General features: G+C 39.1%; 16 protein-coding genes. 13 read left to right on the top strand and 3 right to left on the bottom strand.

The genetic code is table 11. The annotated features are described in order from the left end of the window. Nucleotides 1-50: 50 nt before the first annotated feature. From ACWIT3_RS07810 to ACWIT3_RS07795, 4 genes are read left to right on the top strand one after another with little or no spacing between them, the layout of a single operon-like run. Complete coding sequence (locus tag ACWIT3_RS07810) at nucleotides 51-932, top strand: metal ABC transporter substrate-binding protein (protein ID WP_457162172.1); 882 nt, start codon at nucleotides 51-53, stop codon at nucleotides 930-932. Next, on the top strand, nucleotides 932-1825 hold the full coding sequence (locus tag ACWIT3_RS07805) for an ATP-binding cassette domain-containing protein (protein WP_457162171.1): 894 nt from the start codon (nucleotides 932-934) through the stop codon (nucleotides 1823-1825). Before ACWIT3_RS07810 ends, ACWIT3_RS07805 begins: the two co-directional genes overlap by 1 nt. Continuing rightward, the gene (locus ACWIT3_RS07800) at nucleotides 1825-2694 is read left to right on the top strand and encodes a metal ABC transporter permease (RefSeq protein WP_457162170.1); all 870 of its coding nucleotides are present in this window, start codon (nucleotides 1825-1827) and stop codon (nucleotides 2692-2694) included. Before ACWIT3_RS07805 ends, ACWIT3_RS07800 begins: the two co-directional genes overlap by 1 nt. Next, nucleotides 2687-3538: a metal ABC transporter permease gene (locus ACWIT3_RS07795; protein WP_457162169.1), complete on the top strand. Its 852-nt coding sequence runs from the start codon at nucleotides 2687-2689 to the stop codon at nucleotides 3536-3538. The genes ACWIT3_RS07800 and ACWIT3_RS07795 overlap by 8 nt, the downstream gene beginning before the upstream one ends. Here ACWIT3_RS07795 and ACWIT3_RS07790 read toward each other — a convergent pair. Further along, complete coding sequence (locus ACWIT3_RS07790) at nucleotides 3535-3807, bottom strand: acylphosphatase (RefSeq protein WP_457162168.1); 273 nt, start codon at nucleotides 3805-3807, stop codon at nucleotides 3535-3537. The genes ACWIT3_RS07795 and ACWIT3_RS07790 overlap by 4 nt on opposite strands. Nucleotides 3808-3983: 176 nt before the next feature. Between ACWIT3_RS07790 and ACWIT3_RS07785 the strand changes: the two genes are divergently transcribed. The 4 genes from ACWIT3_RS07785 to yccS all read left to right on the top strand — a co-directional run bounded on the left by ACWIT3_RS07785 (nucleotide 3984) and on the right by yccS (nucleotide 7912). After that, nucleotides 3984-4640 carry a curli polymerization inhibitor CsgI-related protein gene (locus ACWIT3_RS07785; protein ID WP_457162167.1) on the top strand — a complete coding sequence of 219 codons (657 nt, stop codon included), beginning with the start codon at nucleotides 3984-3986 and terminating at the stop codon, nucleotides 4638-4640. 74 nt (nucleotides 4641-4714) lie between these two features. Then, nucleotides 4715-5173 carry a methylglyoxal synthase gene (gene mgsA, locus ACWIT3_RS07780; RefSeq protein ID WP_046340002.1) on the top strand — a complete coding sequence of 153 codons (459 nt, stop codon included), beginning with the start codon at nucleotides 4715-4717 and terminating at the stop codon, nucleotides 5171-5173. Nucleotides 5174-5291: 118 nt separating this feature from the next. Next, nucleotides 5292-5741 carry a YccF domain-containing protein gene (locus tag ACWIT3_RS07775; RefSeq protein ID WP_457162166.1) on the top strand — a complete coding sequence of 150 codons (450 nt, stop codon included), beginning with the start codon at nucleotides 5292-5294 and terminating at the stop codon, nucleotides 5739-5741. 17 nt (nucleotides 5742-5758) lie between these two features. After that, on the top strand, nucleotides 5759-7912 hold the full coding sequence (gene yccS / locus ACWIT3_RS07770) for a YccS family putative transporter (RefSeq protein ID WP_457162165.1): 2154 nt from the start codon (nucleotides 5759-5761) through the stop codon (nucleotides 7910-7912). Here the strand turns inward: yccS and smrB are convergent. Next, nucleotides 7892-8398, bottom strand: a complete 507-nt coding sequence (smrB, locus tag ACWIT3_RS07765) for an endonuclease SmrB (protein WP_046339999.1) — start codon at nucleotides 8396-8398, stop codon at nucleotides 7892-7894. The genes yccS and smrB overlap by 21 nt on opposite strands. Nucleotides 8399-8520: 122 nt before the next feature. Between smrB and prmB the strand changes: the two genes are divergently transcribed. Further along, nucleotides 8521-9471 (top strand): 50S ribosomal protein L3 N(5)-glutamine methyltransferase, encoded by a 951-nt coding sequence (gene prmB, locus ACWIT3_RS07760; protein WP_457162164.1) that lies wholly within the window; start codon nucleotides 8521-8523, stop codon nucleotides 9469-9471. An 83-nt stretch (nucleotides 9472-9554) separates the two neighbouring features. Here prmB and ACWIT3_RS07755 read toward each other — a convergent pair whose 3' ends face one another. Beyond that, complete coding sequence (locus ACWIT3_RS07755; protein ID WP_457162163.1) at nucleotides 9555-10655, bottom strand: porin; 1101 nt, start codon at nucleotides 10653-10655, stop codon at nucleotides 9555-9557. Nucleotides 10656-11344: 689 nt separating this feature from the next. Here ACWIT3_RS07755 and rsxA point away from each other — a divergent pair. From rsxA to rsxD, 4 genes are read left to right on the top strand one after another with little or no spacing between them, the layout of a single operon-like run. Continuing rightward, nucleotides 11345-11926 (top strand): electron transport complex subunit RsxA, encoded by a 582-nt coding sequence (gene rsxA, locus ACWIT3_RS07750; RefSeq protein WP_457162225.1) that lies wholly within the window; start codon nucleotides 11345-11347, stop codon nucleotides 11924-11926. Next, nucleotides 11926-12519 carry an electron transport complex subunit RsxB gene (rsxB, locus tag ACWIT3_RS07745; RefSeq protein WP_457162224.1) on the top strand — a complete coding sequence of 198 codons (594 nt, stop codon included), beginning with the start codon at nucleotides 11926-11928 and terminating at the stop codon, nucleotides 12517-12519. The genes rsxA and rsxB overlap by 1 nt, the downstream gene beginning before the upstream one ends. A gap of 1 nt (nucleotide 12520) precedes the next feature. Beyond that, nucleotides 12521-14710 (top strand): electron transport complex subunit RsxC, encoded by a 2190-nt coding sequence (rsxC, locus tag ACWIT3_RS07740; RefSeq protein WP_457162162.1) that lies wholly within the window; start codon nucleotides 12521-12523, stop codon nucleotides 14708-14710. Between the two features lie 9 nt (nucleotides 14711-14719). Continuing rightward, nucleotides 14720-15766 (top strand): electron transport complex subunit RsxD, encoded by a 1047-nt coding sequence (rsxD, locus tag ACWIT3_RS07735; RefSeq protein ID WP_457162161.1) that lies wholly within the window; start codon nucleotides 14720-14722, stop codon nucleotides 15764-15766. Nucleotides 15767-15774: the final 8 nt, after the last annotated feature.

Below are 15774 nucleotides of genomic sequence, written 5' to 3'. Positions count from 1 at the left end.
GCATAGAATAGACTCGCGACTTTTAACCAACAACATAAGGAGAAAATAATATGCGTCGCTTAGCTGTTCTTTTAAGTGCAATCGTGCTTGGAATGTCTACATCCCCAGCTTTTGCAAAATTCAAAGTGGTCACCACATTTACTGTGATTCAAGATATCGCTCAAAACGTTGCAGGCGATGCAGCTGTTGTTGAGTCAATTACAAAACCAGGTGCAGAAATTCACGATTATGAACCTACACCAAAAGATATTGTAAAAGCACAAAGTGCAGATCTTGTATTATGGAATGGGTTAAATCTTGAACGTTGGTTCGAAAAATTCTTCCAAAACGTTAAAGATAAACCTGCAGCAATTGTGACCGAAGGGATTACTCCTATTTCGATCTATGAAGGGCCATATAAAGATGCCCCGAATCCACATGCTTGGATGTCGACATCAAATGCTTTAATTTATATTGAGAATATTAAAAATGCATTTGTGAAATATGATCCACAAAATGCGGCAGTTTATATTAAAAATGCAGAAAACTACGCCAATAAAATCAAAATGCTAGATCAACCATTACGCGAAAAACTGGCACAAATTCCAACTGGTCAACGTTGGTTAGTGACAAGTGAAGGTGCGTTTAGTTACTTAGCAAAAGATTATGGCTTACAAGAAGCTTACTTATGGCCGATTAATGCGGAAGAACAAGGCACACCACAACAAGTTCGCCAAGTGATTGAAACCGTACGTAAAAACAATATCCCTGTTGTGTTTAGTGAAAGTACGATTTCAGATAAACCTGCTAAACAAGTAGCAAAAGAAACTGGTGCCAAATACGGTGGTGTCTTATATGTTGACTCTCTTTCAACTGCAAAAGGTCCTGTTCCAACTTATATTGATTTATTAAATACCACTGTATCTACTATCGTTAAAGGATTCGAAAAATAATGTCTTCACCTACTGCTGCATCCATTTCAGTAAATGATGTTACGGTTCGTTACAATAACGGGCACATCGCAATTTACGATATGACATTTCATTTAGCAGGCGGAACCACATGTGCGTTGGTAGGTGTGAATGGTAGTGGGAAATCAACTCTGTTTAAGAGTCTCATGGGATTGGTTAAACCGCAGCAGGGCGAAATCAAACTGTGCGGTTTGCCAATTTCCTCAGCGCTCAAAAAGAATCTTGTTTCTTATGTCCCTCAATCTGAAGATGTTGACTGGCAATTTCCCGTTTCTGTTTACGATGTAGTCATGATGGGGCGTTATGGCTATATGAACTTTTTACGTATTCCCAGTGAATTGGATAAGCAAAAAGTACAGCAAGCCATGCAAAGAGTAAACATTGAACATCTTGCAGATCGTCAGATTGGTGAATTGTCTGGAGGGCAAAAGAAACGTGTCTTTCTCGCTCGTGCACTCGCTCAACAAAGTCAAATCATTTTGTTAGACGAGCCTTTTACGGGCGTCGATGTCAAAACAGAAAATGCGATTATGGATCTCCTTGATCAGTTACGTAGTGAAGGACATTTAATCCTCATCTCAACACATAACTTAGGGACTATTCCTGATTTCTGCGACCAAGTAGTAATGATTAATCGCACGGTGCTTGCTACAGGTAAAACCGAAACCACGTTTACCCAGAAAAACCTCGAACTCGTCTTTGGTGGAGTGTTACGTCATATAAAACTCCTTGGTAAAGATATTCATGACGATGAAGATACGCGTTCTGTCACGGTATTAAGTGATGATGAATTACCCGCCGTCTTTTATGGCGAAACCAAAAATGATCCTCCTGCGCCAATTACGAAAAATCCTGAACAAAAAGGTGAGAAATAATGTGGGACATATTGCTCGAACCCTTTCAATACAACTACATGGTAAAAGCGATTATTCTCTCAGCTGCTGTAGGGGGCATCTGTGCATTTTTATCGTCTTATCTCATGTTAAAAGGTTGGTCTCTCATTGGTGATGCCCTCTCACACTCCGTCGTACCTGGTGTTGCTATTGCTTATGCGCTTTCTCTGCCTTATGCGTTAGGTGCTTTTTTTTCTGGTATTTTAGCTGCGCTCTCTATTTTGTGGATTAAGTCCATCACAAAATTGCGTGAAGATGCGGTAATTGGCTTCATTTTTACCACTTTTTTTGCATTTGGGTTATTAATTATTTCCCTCAATCCAACCGCGATTAATGTTCAAGATATTATTCTAGGAAATATTTTGGGTATTGCAGATGAAGACATTACTCAGGTTGCTATCATCATTGGTATCACCTTGTTGCTGCTACTGCTTTTTTGGAAAGATCTTTTATTGGTCTTTTTCGATGAAACCCATGCTACATCTGTTGGGCTTTCCCCTTTACGCTATAAAGTGCTCTTTTTTACGTTATTAAGTGCTTGTGTTGTTGCTGCGTTACAGACAGTTGGGGCAATTCTCGTGATTGCAATGGTAATTACACCTGGCGCAACCGCTTATTTGCTCACGGATCGTTTTCAAACTCTCGCAACTATCGCTGTATTCTTAGGAATAACCACTAGCGCACTTGGGGTATATATGAGCTATTTTCTAGATGGGGCAACAGGTGGTCTGATTGTTTGCTTTCAAACCGCGATTTTTTTACTCGCTTTTTTCTTTTCGCCTAAATATGGTGTGTTAAGACAAAAAAGTGCGCTCAAAAATCGTGTAGAAATGGAGGCTGACAATGGCTAGTATCATACAATGGATAACAGAGCCTTTCACTTATCCTTTTATGCAAAATGCGCTCTTAACGGCGTTAATTGTCGCGATTATTTGTGCAGTACTGTCATGCTATCTTGTATTGAAAGGCTGGTCATTAATGGGAGATGCGATTTCACATGCCGTATTACCCGGTATTGTCATTGCCTTTATGCTAGGATTACCTCTGTCTATAGGTGCGTTTGGTGCTGGTATCTTTTGTGCACTAAGTGTTGGCTATTTAAAAGAAAATAGTCGTATCAAAGAAGATACTGTGATGGGGATTGTTTTTTCAGGGATGTTTGCCTTTGGTATTGTGCTCTTTACCAAAGTGGAAACAGAACAACATCTCTCTCATATTTTATTTGGTAACTTATTGGGTGTGAGTACAACTGAATTACTTCATACTTTGATTATCTCAAGCATTATTTTCACAACACTCATGTTAAAACGCCGTGATTTTTTACTTTATTGCTTTGACCCAAGTCATACGCGAGTCGCAGGACTAGCCCCTAAGCTTTTACATTATGGTTTGTTAATTTTATTAGCACTTACGATCATCACAGCCATGCAAGTAGTCGGGGTGATCTTAGTCGTGGCAATGCTGATCTCACCAGGAATCACCGCGTTTATTCTGAGTAAACGTTTTGATCATATGCTGCTTATCGCAATGTCAATGTCTGTAGCAACCAGTATCCTCGGTACCATCATCAGCTACCATATTGATGCAGCAACAGGTCCCTGCATTATTTTACTGCAAGCAACTGCATTTATGTGCGCTTTAATTTACCAGAAAATCAAATTGAACAAACATAATCCAGCAGTTTCATCGTCCTAGTGTCGCAATGAAAAATCAGGGAAGACTGTATCAAAAGGATAGTCTTGCTCAACAACACACTCAACTCGCGCGGTTTTCGGACCGCGCTTTAACCAAGCATGCAGATATTGTAACTGTGTCATAGAACCCAATGCCACAACCTCTACACTTCCATCTTGACGATTACGTACATAGCCTTTAACGCCTATTTTTGTTGCCTCTCGCCAAGTAAAATAACGAAATCCAACCCCTTGCACGATGCCATAAACAAAAAATTGCTTTTTTAACATGTGTTCCCTCCAGATAAAACCTACCATGAAAAGTTTTAACAGCATCACATTTTTTTCAATTAAAATTGATTTTACTATTTTAATTTGCACAAATATCGACTAGCATACACGCTAACACTTTAATAAATAAAGTGCTTCGGTTTAAAATTCTTTTCCTTACTAAGATAGGAGCATATATGAAATTTCGTTTCGCTGCATTAGCAACCGCAGCTCTATTAACAAGCACAGCGAGCTTTGCAGGTGTCGTAACAAGTTCATCAAATATTGATTTCCTTGCTGTTGATGGACAAAAACCAGGTAAATCACTTTTAAAAGAAGCGCGCTCTTTTAATATTAGCGATACACAAACTCACCAAGTCGTTGTTCGTGTTTCTGAAATTATCCGTTCTGGTTCTGACCGCACTTTATTTGAATCTGATCCTATCATTGTAACGTTTAAAGGGACTGCCGATGACATCGTGATTTCAGCGCCACGCTTAGAAACAGAACGAGATGCCAATGCGTTCAAAAAAGCACCTCACATCAGTGTAAAAACAGTTTCTGGTGTTGAAGTGGCAACAAAGCAAGAATACTTAAAACAAGAGGGTTTTTTACCTGGCGTCAACTTAGTTGAAAATCTATCTGAATATAACTCATCTGGCGCACCTGCTGCAGTAGCCTCTCTCGCCAGCACAACCATGCCTGCGGCACTACCTGGTTTTGGTAAAGCACAAAAAGGGAAAATTACAGTGCAAGGAGAAAACGTAGCAGAGCAAATGTTACAATATTGGTTCCAACAAGCAGATAAAGAAACACAAAAACGTTTCTTAAACTGGGCCCAAAACCAAAAATAATAAAAAGAATAATCTTAAAAAGTGAGCGCAGTGCTCACTTTTTATTTAAGTCCATCTCTGGATAAGGAGTCGTCATGCAAAATACTTATCGAACATTATCGGCGTGTAAACATCTCGCCTTAGTTGCTCATGATCACTGTAAACAAGATCTCATAAACTGGTGTAAAAAACACCGCACTTTGCTTGAACAACATATCCTTTATGCCACAGGTACAACAGGAAATCTGATTTATCAAGAAACAGGACTCCATATTGAAAGTTTATTGAGCGGTCCAATGGGAGGAGACCAGCAATTAGGTGGATTAATTGCAGAAAAAAGAATTGATATGTTGATTTTCTTTTGGGATCCCATGAATGCCGTCCCGCATGATCCTGATGTCAAAGCATTGATGAGAATTGCAACGGTCTGGAATATTCCTGTTGCCATGAATATGGCTACAGCAGATTTTCTAGTGACCTCACCCAGTTTTAATCAAGCAGTTCAAGTACGTATTCCTGACTACGATGGCTATTTAAAAGCCCGTTTAAAATAAAAGTGCGCGCTATTTTGTCAAACTAGATAAAATCGCATTATAATGGAGCTCAATATCAACAATGGATATTGAGCTATTTTTTTAAGAGTGACTTATTACTCTTGGAGGGTAAACAACAATGGCATTAATTTTAAATATTCTGAACTTTGTACTTGGCGGTTTTTTCACGACACTGGGTTGGCTGCTCGCAACAGCAATCAGTGCACTTCTCATTATTACTCTACCCTATACAAGAAGCTGTTGGGAAATCAGTAAAATGTCACTGATGCCTTTTGGGAATGATATTATTCATGTGAAATACTTAGAGCCAACAAGTGCAATAGGAAACTCATTGGGCACCGTATTGAACATTGTTTGGTTTATCTTGTTTGGTTGGTGGCTCTGCTTATCTCATATTTTTGCTGGAATCGCCCAATGCTTAACCATAGTAGGTATTCCTGTTGGTCTCGCGAATTTCAAACTTGCTGGCATTGCATTATTACCTGTTGGACAACGGGTTGTCCCTAAAGAAATCGCAGAAATAGCAAGACAACAAGCAGCACAACAACAGTTTAAAGATCGTTATTAGTAATTAAAGGGAAGAACATGCATCACTGGTTAAATGCAAAAGTCATTGCCACGATCCCCATTTTTATTGCTGTTAATTTTGCGGCATTTGCAATTTGGTTATTTGATATTTCCGAGCAAAGCATGCCGCTTATTTTAGGCATTATCGCTGGTGGCTTAGTTGACTTAGATAACCGTTTAACTGGTCGACTCAAAAATGTGTTTTACACCCTCATCGCCTTCTCAATTTCCTCATTAACCGTCCAAATGAGTATTGGTCATGGCTTTCAATTTACCCTATTAATGACAGCCATGACCTTTCTGTTCACAATGGTCGGTGCCATTGGGCAACGTTATAGCACAATTGCCTTTGGCACACTTGTGATCGCACTGTATACCACGTTATCTTATACGCCAGAAACGATTTGGTTTATCAATCCGATCATGATTCTGTGCGGAACATTACTGTACAGTATCACGACATTAATTGTTCACCTCTTTTTCCCTAATCGTCCAGTACAAGAAAGTATCGCCAAATCCTTTATCGCTTTAGGGGAATACTTAGATGCTAAGGCCCTCTTTTTTGATCCCGATGATATTGAACAATTGGCGAATAAAGAAGTGAATTTAGCAATGAAAAATAGTGGATTAATTGATGCGTTTAATACCGCACGGACTGCCCTTTTTTATCGTATCCGAGGTCAACATCGACATCGTCGAACCACGAAAATGATCCGCTACTACTTTGCTGCACAAGATATCCATGAACGCGCAAATTCCAGTTTATTTCATTACCCTTCTCTCGCAGAACAACTCAAAAATACAGATTTAATTTTTCGTATTCAACGCTTATTTGAACTGCAAGCGCAAGCATGCCGAGAAATCGGTGTTAGCTTACAACAGAATAAAGCCTATCATTACAATAATAAGGTTGAAAAAGCAATCATTGGCTTAACTCACTCATTTGAGCTATACAGCCAAACTCATCCCAAAGACGAACAAACACTACTCAATTTAAAAACCTTAATCGAAAACTTACAAACAACAGAATGGCAATTGAACCATTTAGATCAAGAGTCAAGCCAATATGAACAGTCTGACACGGCACAAATTCATACTGAGCAAGTGCGAGGTCTATACAATATTTTCTACGCCATAAAAAGTCACTGTCATGTGAACTCCCAATTATTTCGTCACGCGGTCCGACTTTCTTTGGTTGTCTTCACTGCCTGCTCTATCGTGGAGTTTTTCCACTTAAATCTTGGCTATTGGATTTTACTGACTTCAGTTTTTGTCTGCCAACCCAATTATTCAGCGACAAAAATGCGTTTAAAACAGCGCATTATTGGGACAATTCTAGGGGTAATCATTGGTTCACTCTTACCTTATATTAATCCAACATTGGAGCTTCAACTCGGCTTAATTGTCGCAACGAGTACCCTTTTCTTCTTTTTTAGAAGCAATAACTACAGTTTTTCAACTTTCTTTATTACATTACAAGTGTTAATCAGTTTTGATGTCATGGGTTTTGATTTGCATAATGCGATGTTTTCTCGTGTCATTGACACACTCATTGGTGCCGCCATTGCCTGGTTTGCCGTCTCTTATTTATGGCCAGATTGGAAATACTTGCAATTAGATAAAGTCAGCCGACAAGCGATTAAAAGTGATGCAAAATACTTACTTTATGTCATTAGCCAATTACAATTTGGTAAAGGAGATAATTTAAAATATCGTATTGTGCGTCGCTATGCCCATGAAAATGCGACAGCGCTAAGTACAACACTTTCGAATATGAATAATGAGCCACAAAAATATCAGACTCACTTACACAAAGGCTTTGAATTATTAAAAATTAATTATTCATTATTAAGTTATATTTCTACGCTAGGGGCTTATCGTAATAACATGAAACAACTGCAACAAAGTACCGAGTTTTTATCGGGATTTTACCCTATTGCAAAGAAAATTATCTATGTGTTAGAGCACATTGAAAAGCTACGACCTGATGTCTTCACTAAATTACAAGAACGAATTAAAACTGATTTAGCCTTGGCTAATGCAGAACAGAGTCAACATCTACTCCAACCGCAATTTAGTGTGCCTATTCAGCAGTTGAATATGATTAGTCAGATCTTACCTTCCCTTTATACGACTTTTCACCAAATTAATTTAGACATCAAGCAAAATTAAAATTGCAGCATCACCTCCCCAGGCTTTTGGGGCTTGGTGCAATGCTCGTACTTTAGGATGTTGCACTAACCAGCGTGGAATCTGACGCTTAAGAATATAAGAACCATAGCCTGTCATCACGCTAGCACAATAAATGTGCTCATGTTCACATGCCTGGATTAAACTCGCCAATTCTAACTTAGCTTGCTCTTTTGTTAATCCATGTAAATCTAAAAATAATTCAGGAGAAAAATCACCACGACGTAATTGTTTTAATAAATGTGAATCTTCTCCTTCTCTCAAATATTTCACCGCACTTTCTTCATTCAGTAATGGTTCATACTCATCAGAAAAATAAAACAACGTGTCTTCTTTCTCTCGAATTTCACGTAAAGGCGATCGTTTGATAACCTGCTTTTGACGAGGCATAACCCGTTTATCTTGTTTCAGAGCTTTAACCCCTTTTATTTCAGCACGAAACAAATCGATTTCATCTTGCTCTAGCATCTTTTCTCATTCCACTATAAAAATTAATCAAGATATAGCATAGTATGATTTACGTGAATTTCCAAAATTTTGTTGAATATGGTATAACTACGCCACTTTTCTTCTCATAACTGGAGCATACTATGGGACATAATCAAGAACTTATTGAAACGATCATGGCCGACCAAGTGCATCATGATTTACATACAATCCAAGATTTCCTACGCTGGACTTACAGCACCTTTAATCGTTCTGATATTTATTATGGTCATGGCTATGATAATGCGTGGGATGAAACTTTACAGCTTGTTTTAGCCACATTGGATTTACCCATCGATTTTCCAAGTGAGCTCTATACCTCAAGGTTAACCCGATCGGAAAAAGAAGTCTTAGTTCGTCTTGTCATCCAGCGTATTGAAAAACGTATCCCGATTGCTTATCTCACTCACCAAGCGTGGTTTTGTGGTTTAAATTTCTATATTGATGAACGTGTGATCGTCCCTCGTTCGCCAATTAGCGCATTAATCCAATCAGGTTTTGCCAATCTACTCCAAACTAAACCTAAACGTATTTTAGATATGTGTACGGGGAGTGGTTGCATCGCCATAGCTTGTGCGACACAATTTCCTGATGCCGAAGTCGATGCGGTTGATTTATCTGCTGATGCGTTGAATGTGGCAGAAATTAATATCGAACGTCATAATATGTTACACCGCGTTTATCCAATTCAATCTGACTTATTTAATGATTTACCTATCGACCAATATGATCTGATCGTGACTAATCCACCTTATGTAGATGAAGAAGACTTAGACGAAATGCCCGCTGAATTTCAGCACGAGCCTGATATGGCATTAGGTTCTGGTATAGATGGACTTGAGATCACAAAACGTATCTTAGCGAAAGCGGCTGATTATCTTACGGAAAATGGTCTACTCGTCTGTGAGGTCGGTAACAGCATGGTCCATCTTATTGAACAATACCCAGATGTCCCGTTCAACTGGGTTGAGCTCAAAAATGGCGGACTAGGTGTGTTTACACTCACAAAAGCAGAATTACTTAAACATCAATCATGCTTTATTTCATCCTTTTAAGTGCGGTTATGTTGACAAAAATTTTTCAATATAAAAAAAAGCCAGTGTTAAACACTGGCTTTCTTTCATTCTCGTAAAAACGATTAGAAGAATACACGTAAACCTACGCCAACTTTGTTGTCTTTAACTTTTGCTACATCAGATTTAGTTTTGAATGAACCACCTTCAACATAAGTTACAACGTTTTTGTGAAGTTTATAATCCACACCTAAAATAAATGCATTAAGTTTTACGTCATTAGCAACAACAGCTGCAATGTCTTTAACATCTTTAGCTACAGGTTTAAAGCTATTACCAGTCCATTTACCCCAAATATACTCACCGTATACTTTTGACATTGGAGTTACTTCATATTTAATACCAACTTCTACTGTTTTGTATTTATTAGATGCTAAACCAGTTTTAATTTCTGGATAAACCATATAACCATCATCATACATCGTATCAAAAACTAAAGCGTCAAATTGAGCTTTATTTGTTAATTTTTTCTGAGAATAATCAACAGCTAACGCTAAAGCACCAAATGATAATTCCGTACCAACTGTAAATGCTTTGCTGTCTACGTTAGCGCCGATTTTCTGTTGGCTGTAACCAGCTTCAAGTGCAAAACCGAAATCACCCATTGTTCTGTTATATAATGCACCTAACACATATGCATTTTTATTAACAGTTTTCTTATCTGCTGCATATTTAGCTGGATCTTCAGCAAAAACATAGTCTGCACCAAAGCTGAAACCGTTGAAATCTGCTGATTTGAAGTGAATAACTTTGTCACCAGATGTAACCAATTGGTTAACGCCACCTAAGTTATAAGTATAGTCAGAAACACCGATATCATCACCAATTGTTAATTGTTTACCAAATGTTAATGTACCTACACCTTCATAACCGAAACCAGCATAAAGACGTTTAACATGGATGCTATCACCGAATTTTTTGTCACTGAAACGTAATTCTGTGTAAGCTAATGCGCTTAAGCCTTCACCTAAATCGTGTGATGCTTTGAAAGAAACACGTGAACCTTTGTCTTTTAGGTCAATACGTTTGTCAGTTTCTTTTTGTAAAAGTAAACGTACAGAACCGTTTACATCCACTTTAGTGCCATCTTGGTTGTATACTGTTGCTGCGTTTGCTGAAGTTGCAGCGAATGCTGCGACTGCTAATGCTACGATTGTCTTTTTCATAAAATCACTACCTTGTTTGTTGGAGTTTTATCATTTAATTAAGTAACCAAAATCACTTAATCAACCTAAAATCGACATTGAGGCTATTACTAGTCTCATAATTTTTGCAGATGCAAGATAGCAAAGCTCCTATCTGTTGTCAAAATAATATCAAATACAGCAGTTTTATACTTTTTCATTAAAAACAACGAGTTATAAAAAAATCATCTTTACAAAGGCTTACAAAAAGTGTTAGGAAGATCACAAATATTGCAACTCACAAATAAAAATGAACTTTTGTAAAACAAAATAACACATTGATTTGAAAGCAAAAATAAATTAAAAAAACACTCTCACATCAATATTTGTGAAGGGAAACAACCTCTTTTTTAAACTTCATTTCATTTTTGTGATCTATATCACAAATCATCCTATAAAAATTCATTAAATAAGCTATTTTTGCTCACATTAAAACCTTTTTTGCCAACGTATTTTAGTAAAGAAAAGAAGAAGATAATCTCGCGCATTGTGCCAAAGCAGGCTTTCACATAACATATTGCGGTAAAAATATCTCGTATTGATTTTAACCAAAGTAATCTCTTCTTAGGCTGACAAATTAACCCAAATTTTTTATTGTTCTTAAAACCAGAAATGGCGATAATATGCCACTTAACTTGTGGGCAACAAAAACTGCCCGAGCGAATATCATGATGACTGAATATCTTCTCCTTATTATTAGTACTGCATTAATTAACAACTTTGTCCTAGTAAAATTTCTAGGACTCTGTCCATTCATGGGGGTTTCAAAAAAAATTGAAACCGCTATTGGCATGAGTCTAGCGACCATGTTTGTACTCACTGTTGCGTCCATTTCAGCCTATTTAATTGATACCTACATTCTCAGTCCATTAAACGCAACTTTTTTACGTACCTTGGTTTTTATCTTAGTGATTGCAGTCGTCGTTCAATTCACCGAAATGGTCATTAACAAAACCAGTCCGACACTATATCGTTTACTGGGTATTTTTCTTCCGTTAATTACGACAAATTGTGCCGTACTTGGTGTAGCACTATTAAATATCAACTTAGCTCATAATCTGACGCAATCTATTATTTATGGTTTTGGTGCGTCGCTGGGTTTTGGTCTTGTGCTCGTCTTATTTGCCGCATTACGTGAACGTTTAGCCGCTGCCGATGTTCCCATCATTTTTCGTGGTGCAGCTATTGCCCTCATCACAGCAGGGTTAATGTCACTGGCTTTTATGGGTTTTACTGGATTAGTACGACTATGATGACATCAACCCTATATCTCATCTTAATCGCAATTACTCTCCTCGCACTCATCTTTGGTGCGATTTTAGGGGTTGCTTCAGTCAAACTGAAAGTAGATGCTGATCCAATTGTAGAGAAAATTGATGCATTACTTCCACAAAGCCAATGTGGGCAATGTGGCTACCCAGGTTGTAAACCCTACGCGGAAGCCATTGCACATGGTGATGACATCACAAAATGTATTCCTGGCGGACAAACTGTCATTATTAATATCGCTGAATTAATGGGGGTAGAGCCTCCCTCTACTGAAGTAGAAGGTGATCCCGTTCCAATGGTCGCGTTCATTGATGAAGCAATGTGCATAGGCTGCACTAAATGTATTCAAGCTTGTCCAGTAGATGCCATTATTGGCACAAACAAAGCGATGCATACAATTATTCCTGACTTATGTACAGGCTGTGAGCTTTGTGTTCCACCTTGTCCAACTGATTGTATTTCAATGACCAAAGTAAAAAGTAATATCGATAACTGGAATTGGAAATTTGACCCAAAACTTGTTATTCCCATCGTAGATACCACAACGACACAGAAGAAATTCATTAAAGGGGAATAATATGGATATTTTAACACATTTTAATTCTGGAAAACTGTGGGATTTTAAAGGTGGCGTGCATCCCCCTGAACGTAAATCGCAGTCAAATCATAAACCGATTCGCCGAGCAAAATTAGTCGATACATTTTATATTCCACTCAAACAACATGCTGGTGCAGAAGGGAATTTGCTTGTCAAGGTGGGGGACTATGTTTTCAAAGGACAGCCTCTCACTCAGGGGGATGGTCTGCGTGTTTTACCCGTACATGCTTCGACCTCAGGTTTTATTACCGCAATTACTCCTCATGTTGTCCCTCATCCTTCTGGATTACCTGAACGTTGTATACAGCTTGAGGCTGATGGACAAGATACATGGCGTACTCAACATCCCATTGATGATTTTCTTACTCAAACGCCTGAACAGTTGATTGAAAAAATTTATCAAGCGGGCGTGGCTGGGCTAGGCGGTGCAGTTTTCCCAACAGCTGCCAAAATTCATTCTGCAGAAAAACAAGTCAAATTATTGATTATTAATGGTGCAGAATGTGAACCTTATATCACATGTGATGATCGACTTATGCGTGACTATCCTGAAGAAATTATCGAAGGTACACGTATTCTGCGCTACATTTTACGCCCAGAAAAAGTGGTGATTGCGATTGAAGACAACAAACCAGAAGCCGCAGAAGCATTACGCCGAGCATTACATGGAGCAAACGATATTGAAATTCGTGTGATTCCAAGCAAGTATCCTTCGGGTGCTGCCAAGCAATTGATTCAAATATTAACGGGTATAGAAGTACCTAGTGGACAGCGTTCTTCAAGCATTGGTGTACTGATGCAGAATGTGGGGACAGCTTTTGCCATTAAACGTGCCGTAATTAATGATGAACCACTCATTGAGCGTGTTGTGACGTTAACAGGTGATAAAGTCAATCATAAAGGAAATTATTGGGTACGATTAGGTACTCCGATTTATCAGCTACTGCAACAAGTTGATTATCAATATGATGCCCGTTTCCCTGTTTTCATGGGGGGACCGATGATGGGATTTATTCTGCCCGATCTGCACGCCCCCGTGACTAAAGTCACCAACTGTTTACTTGCACCAGATCATTTTGAATATGCGCCACCTGCACCAGAACAATCTTGTATTCGCTGTTCAGCGTGTTCAGATGCATGCCCAGTTAACCTTATGCCCCAGCAACTTTATTGGTTTGCAAGAAGTGAAGATCATGAAAAATCGGAAGAATACGCACTAAAAGATTGCATAGAATGTGGTCTATGTGCCTATGTTTGTCCAAGCCATATCCCTCTGATCCAGTATTTCCGTCAAGAAAAAGCAAAAATTTGGGAAATTAAGCAAAAAGCTAAACAAGCAGAGGAAGCAAAACTGCGCTTTGAAGCACGCCAAGCTCGCTTAGAACGTGAAGAGCAAGAACGTAAAGCACGTTCTCAAAAAGCAATGGAAGCACGCCGGCAAGAAATGAAATTAGAAAATGGTGAAGATCCTGTACAAGCTGCTTTAGCACGTTTAAAAGCGAAAAAAACGGAACAAGAGCCACAAAAAATTGATATCAAAACGATTGTCACTGCAAAAGGAGAAATTTTACCTGACAATAGCGATATCATGGCACAACGCAAAGCTCGACGTTTAGCTCGTCAACAGGCGGAACAACACACGTCAAGTGATATTACTTTGATGCAGGAAAAAGAACAATCAACGCCAGATGATCCCAAAAAAGCGGCGCTCGCGGCAGCGATTGCAAGAGCCAAAGCCAAAAAAGCCGCAGTTCAGAGCGAAGTCAGTGCGGTTGAAAAACAGAGTGAATCATTGATCGAGACAGCAGATACAAAAGATGTCGATCCACGCAAAGCGGCGATTGCGGCTGCCGTTGCAAGAGCCAAAGCCAAAAAAGCCGCAGTCCAGGGCGAAGTCAGTGCGGTTGAAAAACAGAGTGAATCATTGATCGAGACAGCAGATACAAAAGATGTCGATCCGCGCAAAGCAGCGATTGCGGCTGCCGTTGCAAGAGCCAAAGCCAAAAAAGCCGCAGTCCAGGGCGAAGTCAGTGCGGTTGAAAAACAGAATGAATTGTTAGCAGAGACTGCAGATACAAAAGCAGTCGATCCGCGCAAAGCAGCGATTGCTGCAGCAGTCGCGAGAGCTAAAGCGAAAAAAATAGCGCAACAAAACCAAGAAGAAGGATAACACCAAACAATGTTTAAAATGGTCAGCTCCCCCCATACTCATTCAGGTAAACTCACTATGCGCATTATGTTGTGGGTCATCTTAGCAATGCTACCTGCGATTTGGATCCAATTATATTATTTTGGTTTTGGCGTTCTTATCCAAATTGCATTAGCCGTAACATTCGCACTCTTTTTAGAATGGGGTGTCACGCTTTTACGGAATAAACCCACTTTATTTTATCTTTCTGATTTCAGTGTGGTTGTAACAGCACTCATTTTAGCTATCGCGATTCCACCTTATGCGCCCTACTGGCTGATTTTAATTGGGACTTTTTGTGCAGTTATCTTGGGGAAACACGTCTATGGTGGCTTAGGTCAGAACTTATTCAATCCTGCGATGGTTGGTTACGTCATTTTATTAATTTCTTTTCCACTGCAAATGACAACATGGTTACCACCAGTCAGCTTGTTAAATGAACCCCCGACAATAACCGATGCCTACACGTTAATTTTTACAGGATTTAGTACTGATGGTTTCAGTTTACACCAGCTGACGACATCGATTGATGCCATTACTCAAGCTACCCCATTAGACAGCGCGAAAGTGGTCTTGAAGGAGGCAGACTATGCCACATTATTACACTCTCCCATTTTTTCATCTGGTCTGGCAATCGGTTGGTGGCAAATGAATGTGGCTTTTTTATTAGGCGGCATATTTCTCATATTAAAACGTATCATCCATTGGCAAATTCCTATTGCGATGCTTGTGACGTTTACGATGTTAGGCGGCATGACTGAATTACTTTCATCAACACAACACCTCTCCACTAGCGCCCATTTACTGAGTGGTGCAATGATGTTTGGTGCATTCTTTATCGCCACAGATCCCGTCACCGCGTCTATCACACCTCGTGGGAAACTCGTATTTGGTGCGTTAGTTGGATTACTTGTCTATATTATTCGTTTTCATGGTAGTTACCCTGATGGTGTGGCTTTTGCGATTTTACTCGGCAATATTTGTGTGCCATTAATTGATCACTATACTCGTCCTCGTGTTGCAGGTCATCATAAATAAGGAATAAT

It is taken from the genome of Pasteurella sp. P03HT, from assembly GCF_054052285.1.
The sequence above is the reverse complement of the archived record's forward strand: the minus strand, read 5'-3'. Positions and strand labels throughout refer to the sequence as shown.

What these genes read in the sequence shown, in the direction of transcription:
- ACWIT3_RS07810 (WP_457162172.1), top strand. Translation starts at nt 51, where the DNA reads ATGCGTCGCTTAGCTGTTCTTTTAAGTGCAATCGTGCTTGGAATGTCT.
- ACWIT3_RS07805 (WP_457162171.1), top strand. Translation starts at nt 932, where the DNA reads ATGTCTTCACCTACTGCTGCATCCATTTCAGTAAATGATGTTACGGTT.
- ACWIT3_RS07800 (WP_457162170.1), top strand. Translation starts at nt 1,825, where the DNA reads ATGTGGGACATATTGCTCGAACCCTTTCAATACAACTACATGGTAAAA.
- ACWIT3_RS07795 (WP_457162169.1), top strand. Translation starts at nt 2,687, where the DNA reads ATGGCTAGTATCATACAATGGATAACAGAGCCTTTCACTTATCCTTTT.
- ACWIT3_RS07790 (WP_457162168.1), bottom strand. Translation starts at nt 3,807, where the DNA reads ATGTTAAAAAAGCAATTTTTTGTTTATGGCATCGTGCAAGGGGTTGGA.
- ACWIT3_RS07785 (WP_457162167.1), top strand. Translation starts at nt 3,984, where the DNA reads ATGAAATTTCGTTTCGCTGCATTAGCAACCGCAGCTCTATTAACAAGC.
- mgsA (WP_046340002.1), top strand. Translation starts at nt 4,715, where the DNA reads ATGCAAAATACTTATCGAACATTATCGGCGTGTAAACATCTCGCCTTA.
- ACWIT3_RS07775 (WP_457162166.1), top strand. Translation starts at nt 5,292, where the DNA reads ATGGCATTAATTTTAAATATTCTGAACTTTGTACTTGGCGGTTTTTTC.
- yccS (WP_457162165.1), top strand. Translation starts at nt 5,759, where the DNA reads ATGCATCACTGGTTAAATGCAAAAGTCATTGCCACGATCCCCATTTTT.
- smrB (WP_046339999.1), bottom strand. Translation starts at nt 8,398, where the DNA reads ATGCTAGAGCAAGATGAAATCGATTTGTTTCGTGCTGAAATAAAAGGG.
- prmB (WP_457162164.1), top strand. Translation starts at nt 8,521, where the DNA reads ATGGGACATAATCAAGAACTTATTGAAACGATCATGGCCGACCAAGTG.
- ACWIT3_RS07755 (WP_457162163.1), bottom strand. Translation starts at nt 10,655, where the DNA reads ATGAAAAAGACAATCGTAGCATTAGCAGTCGCAGCATTCGCTGCAACT.
- rsxA (WP_457162225.1), top strand. Translation starts at nt 11,345, where the DNA reads ATGACTGAATATCTTCTCCTTATTATTAGTACTGCATTAATTAACAAC.
- rsxB (WP_457162224.1), top strand. Translation starts at nt 11,926, where the DNA reads ATGACATCAACCCTATATCTCATCTTAATCGCAATTACTCTCCTCGCA.
- rsxC (WP_457162162.1), top strand. Translation starts at nt 12,521, where the DNA reads ATGGATATTTTAACACATTTTAATTCTGGAAAACTGTGGGATTTTAAA.
- rsxD (WP_457162161.1), top strand. Translation starts at nt 14,720, where the DNA reads ATGTTTAAAATGGTCAGCTCCCCCCATACTCATTCAGGTAAACTCACT.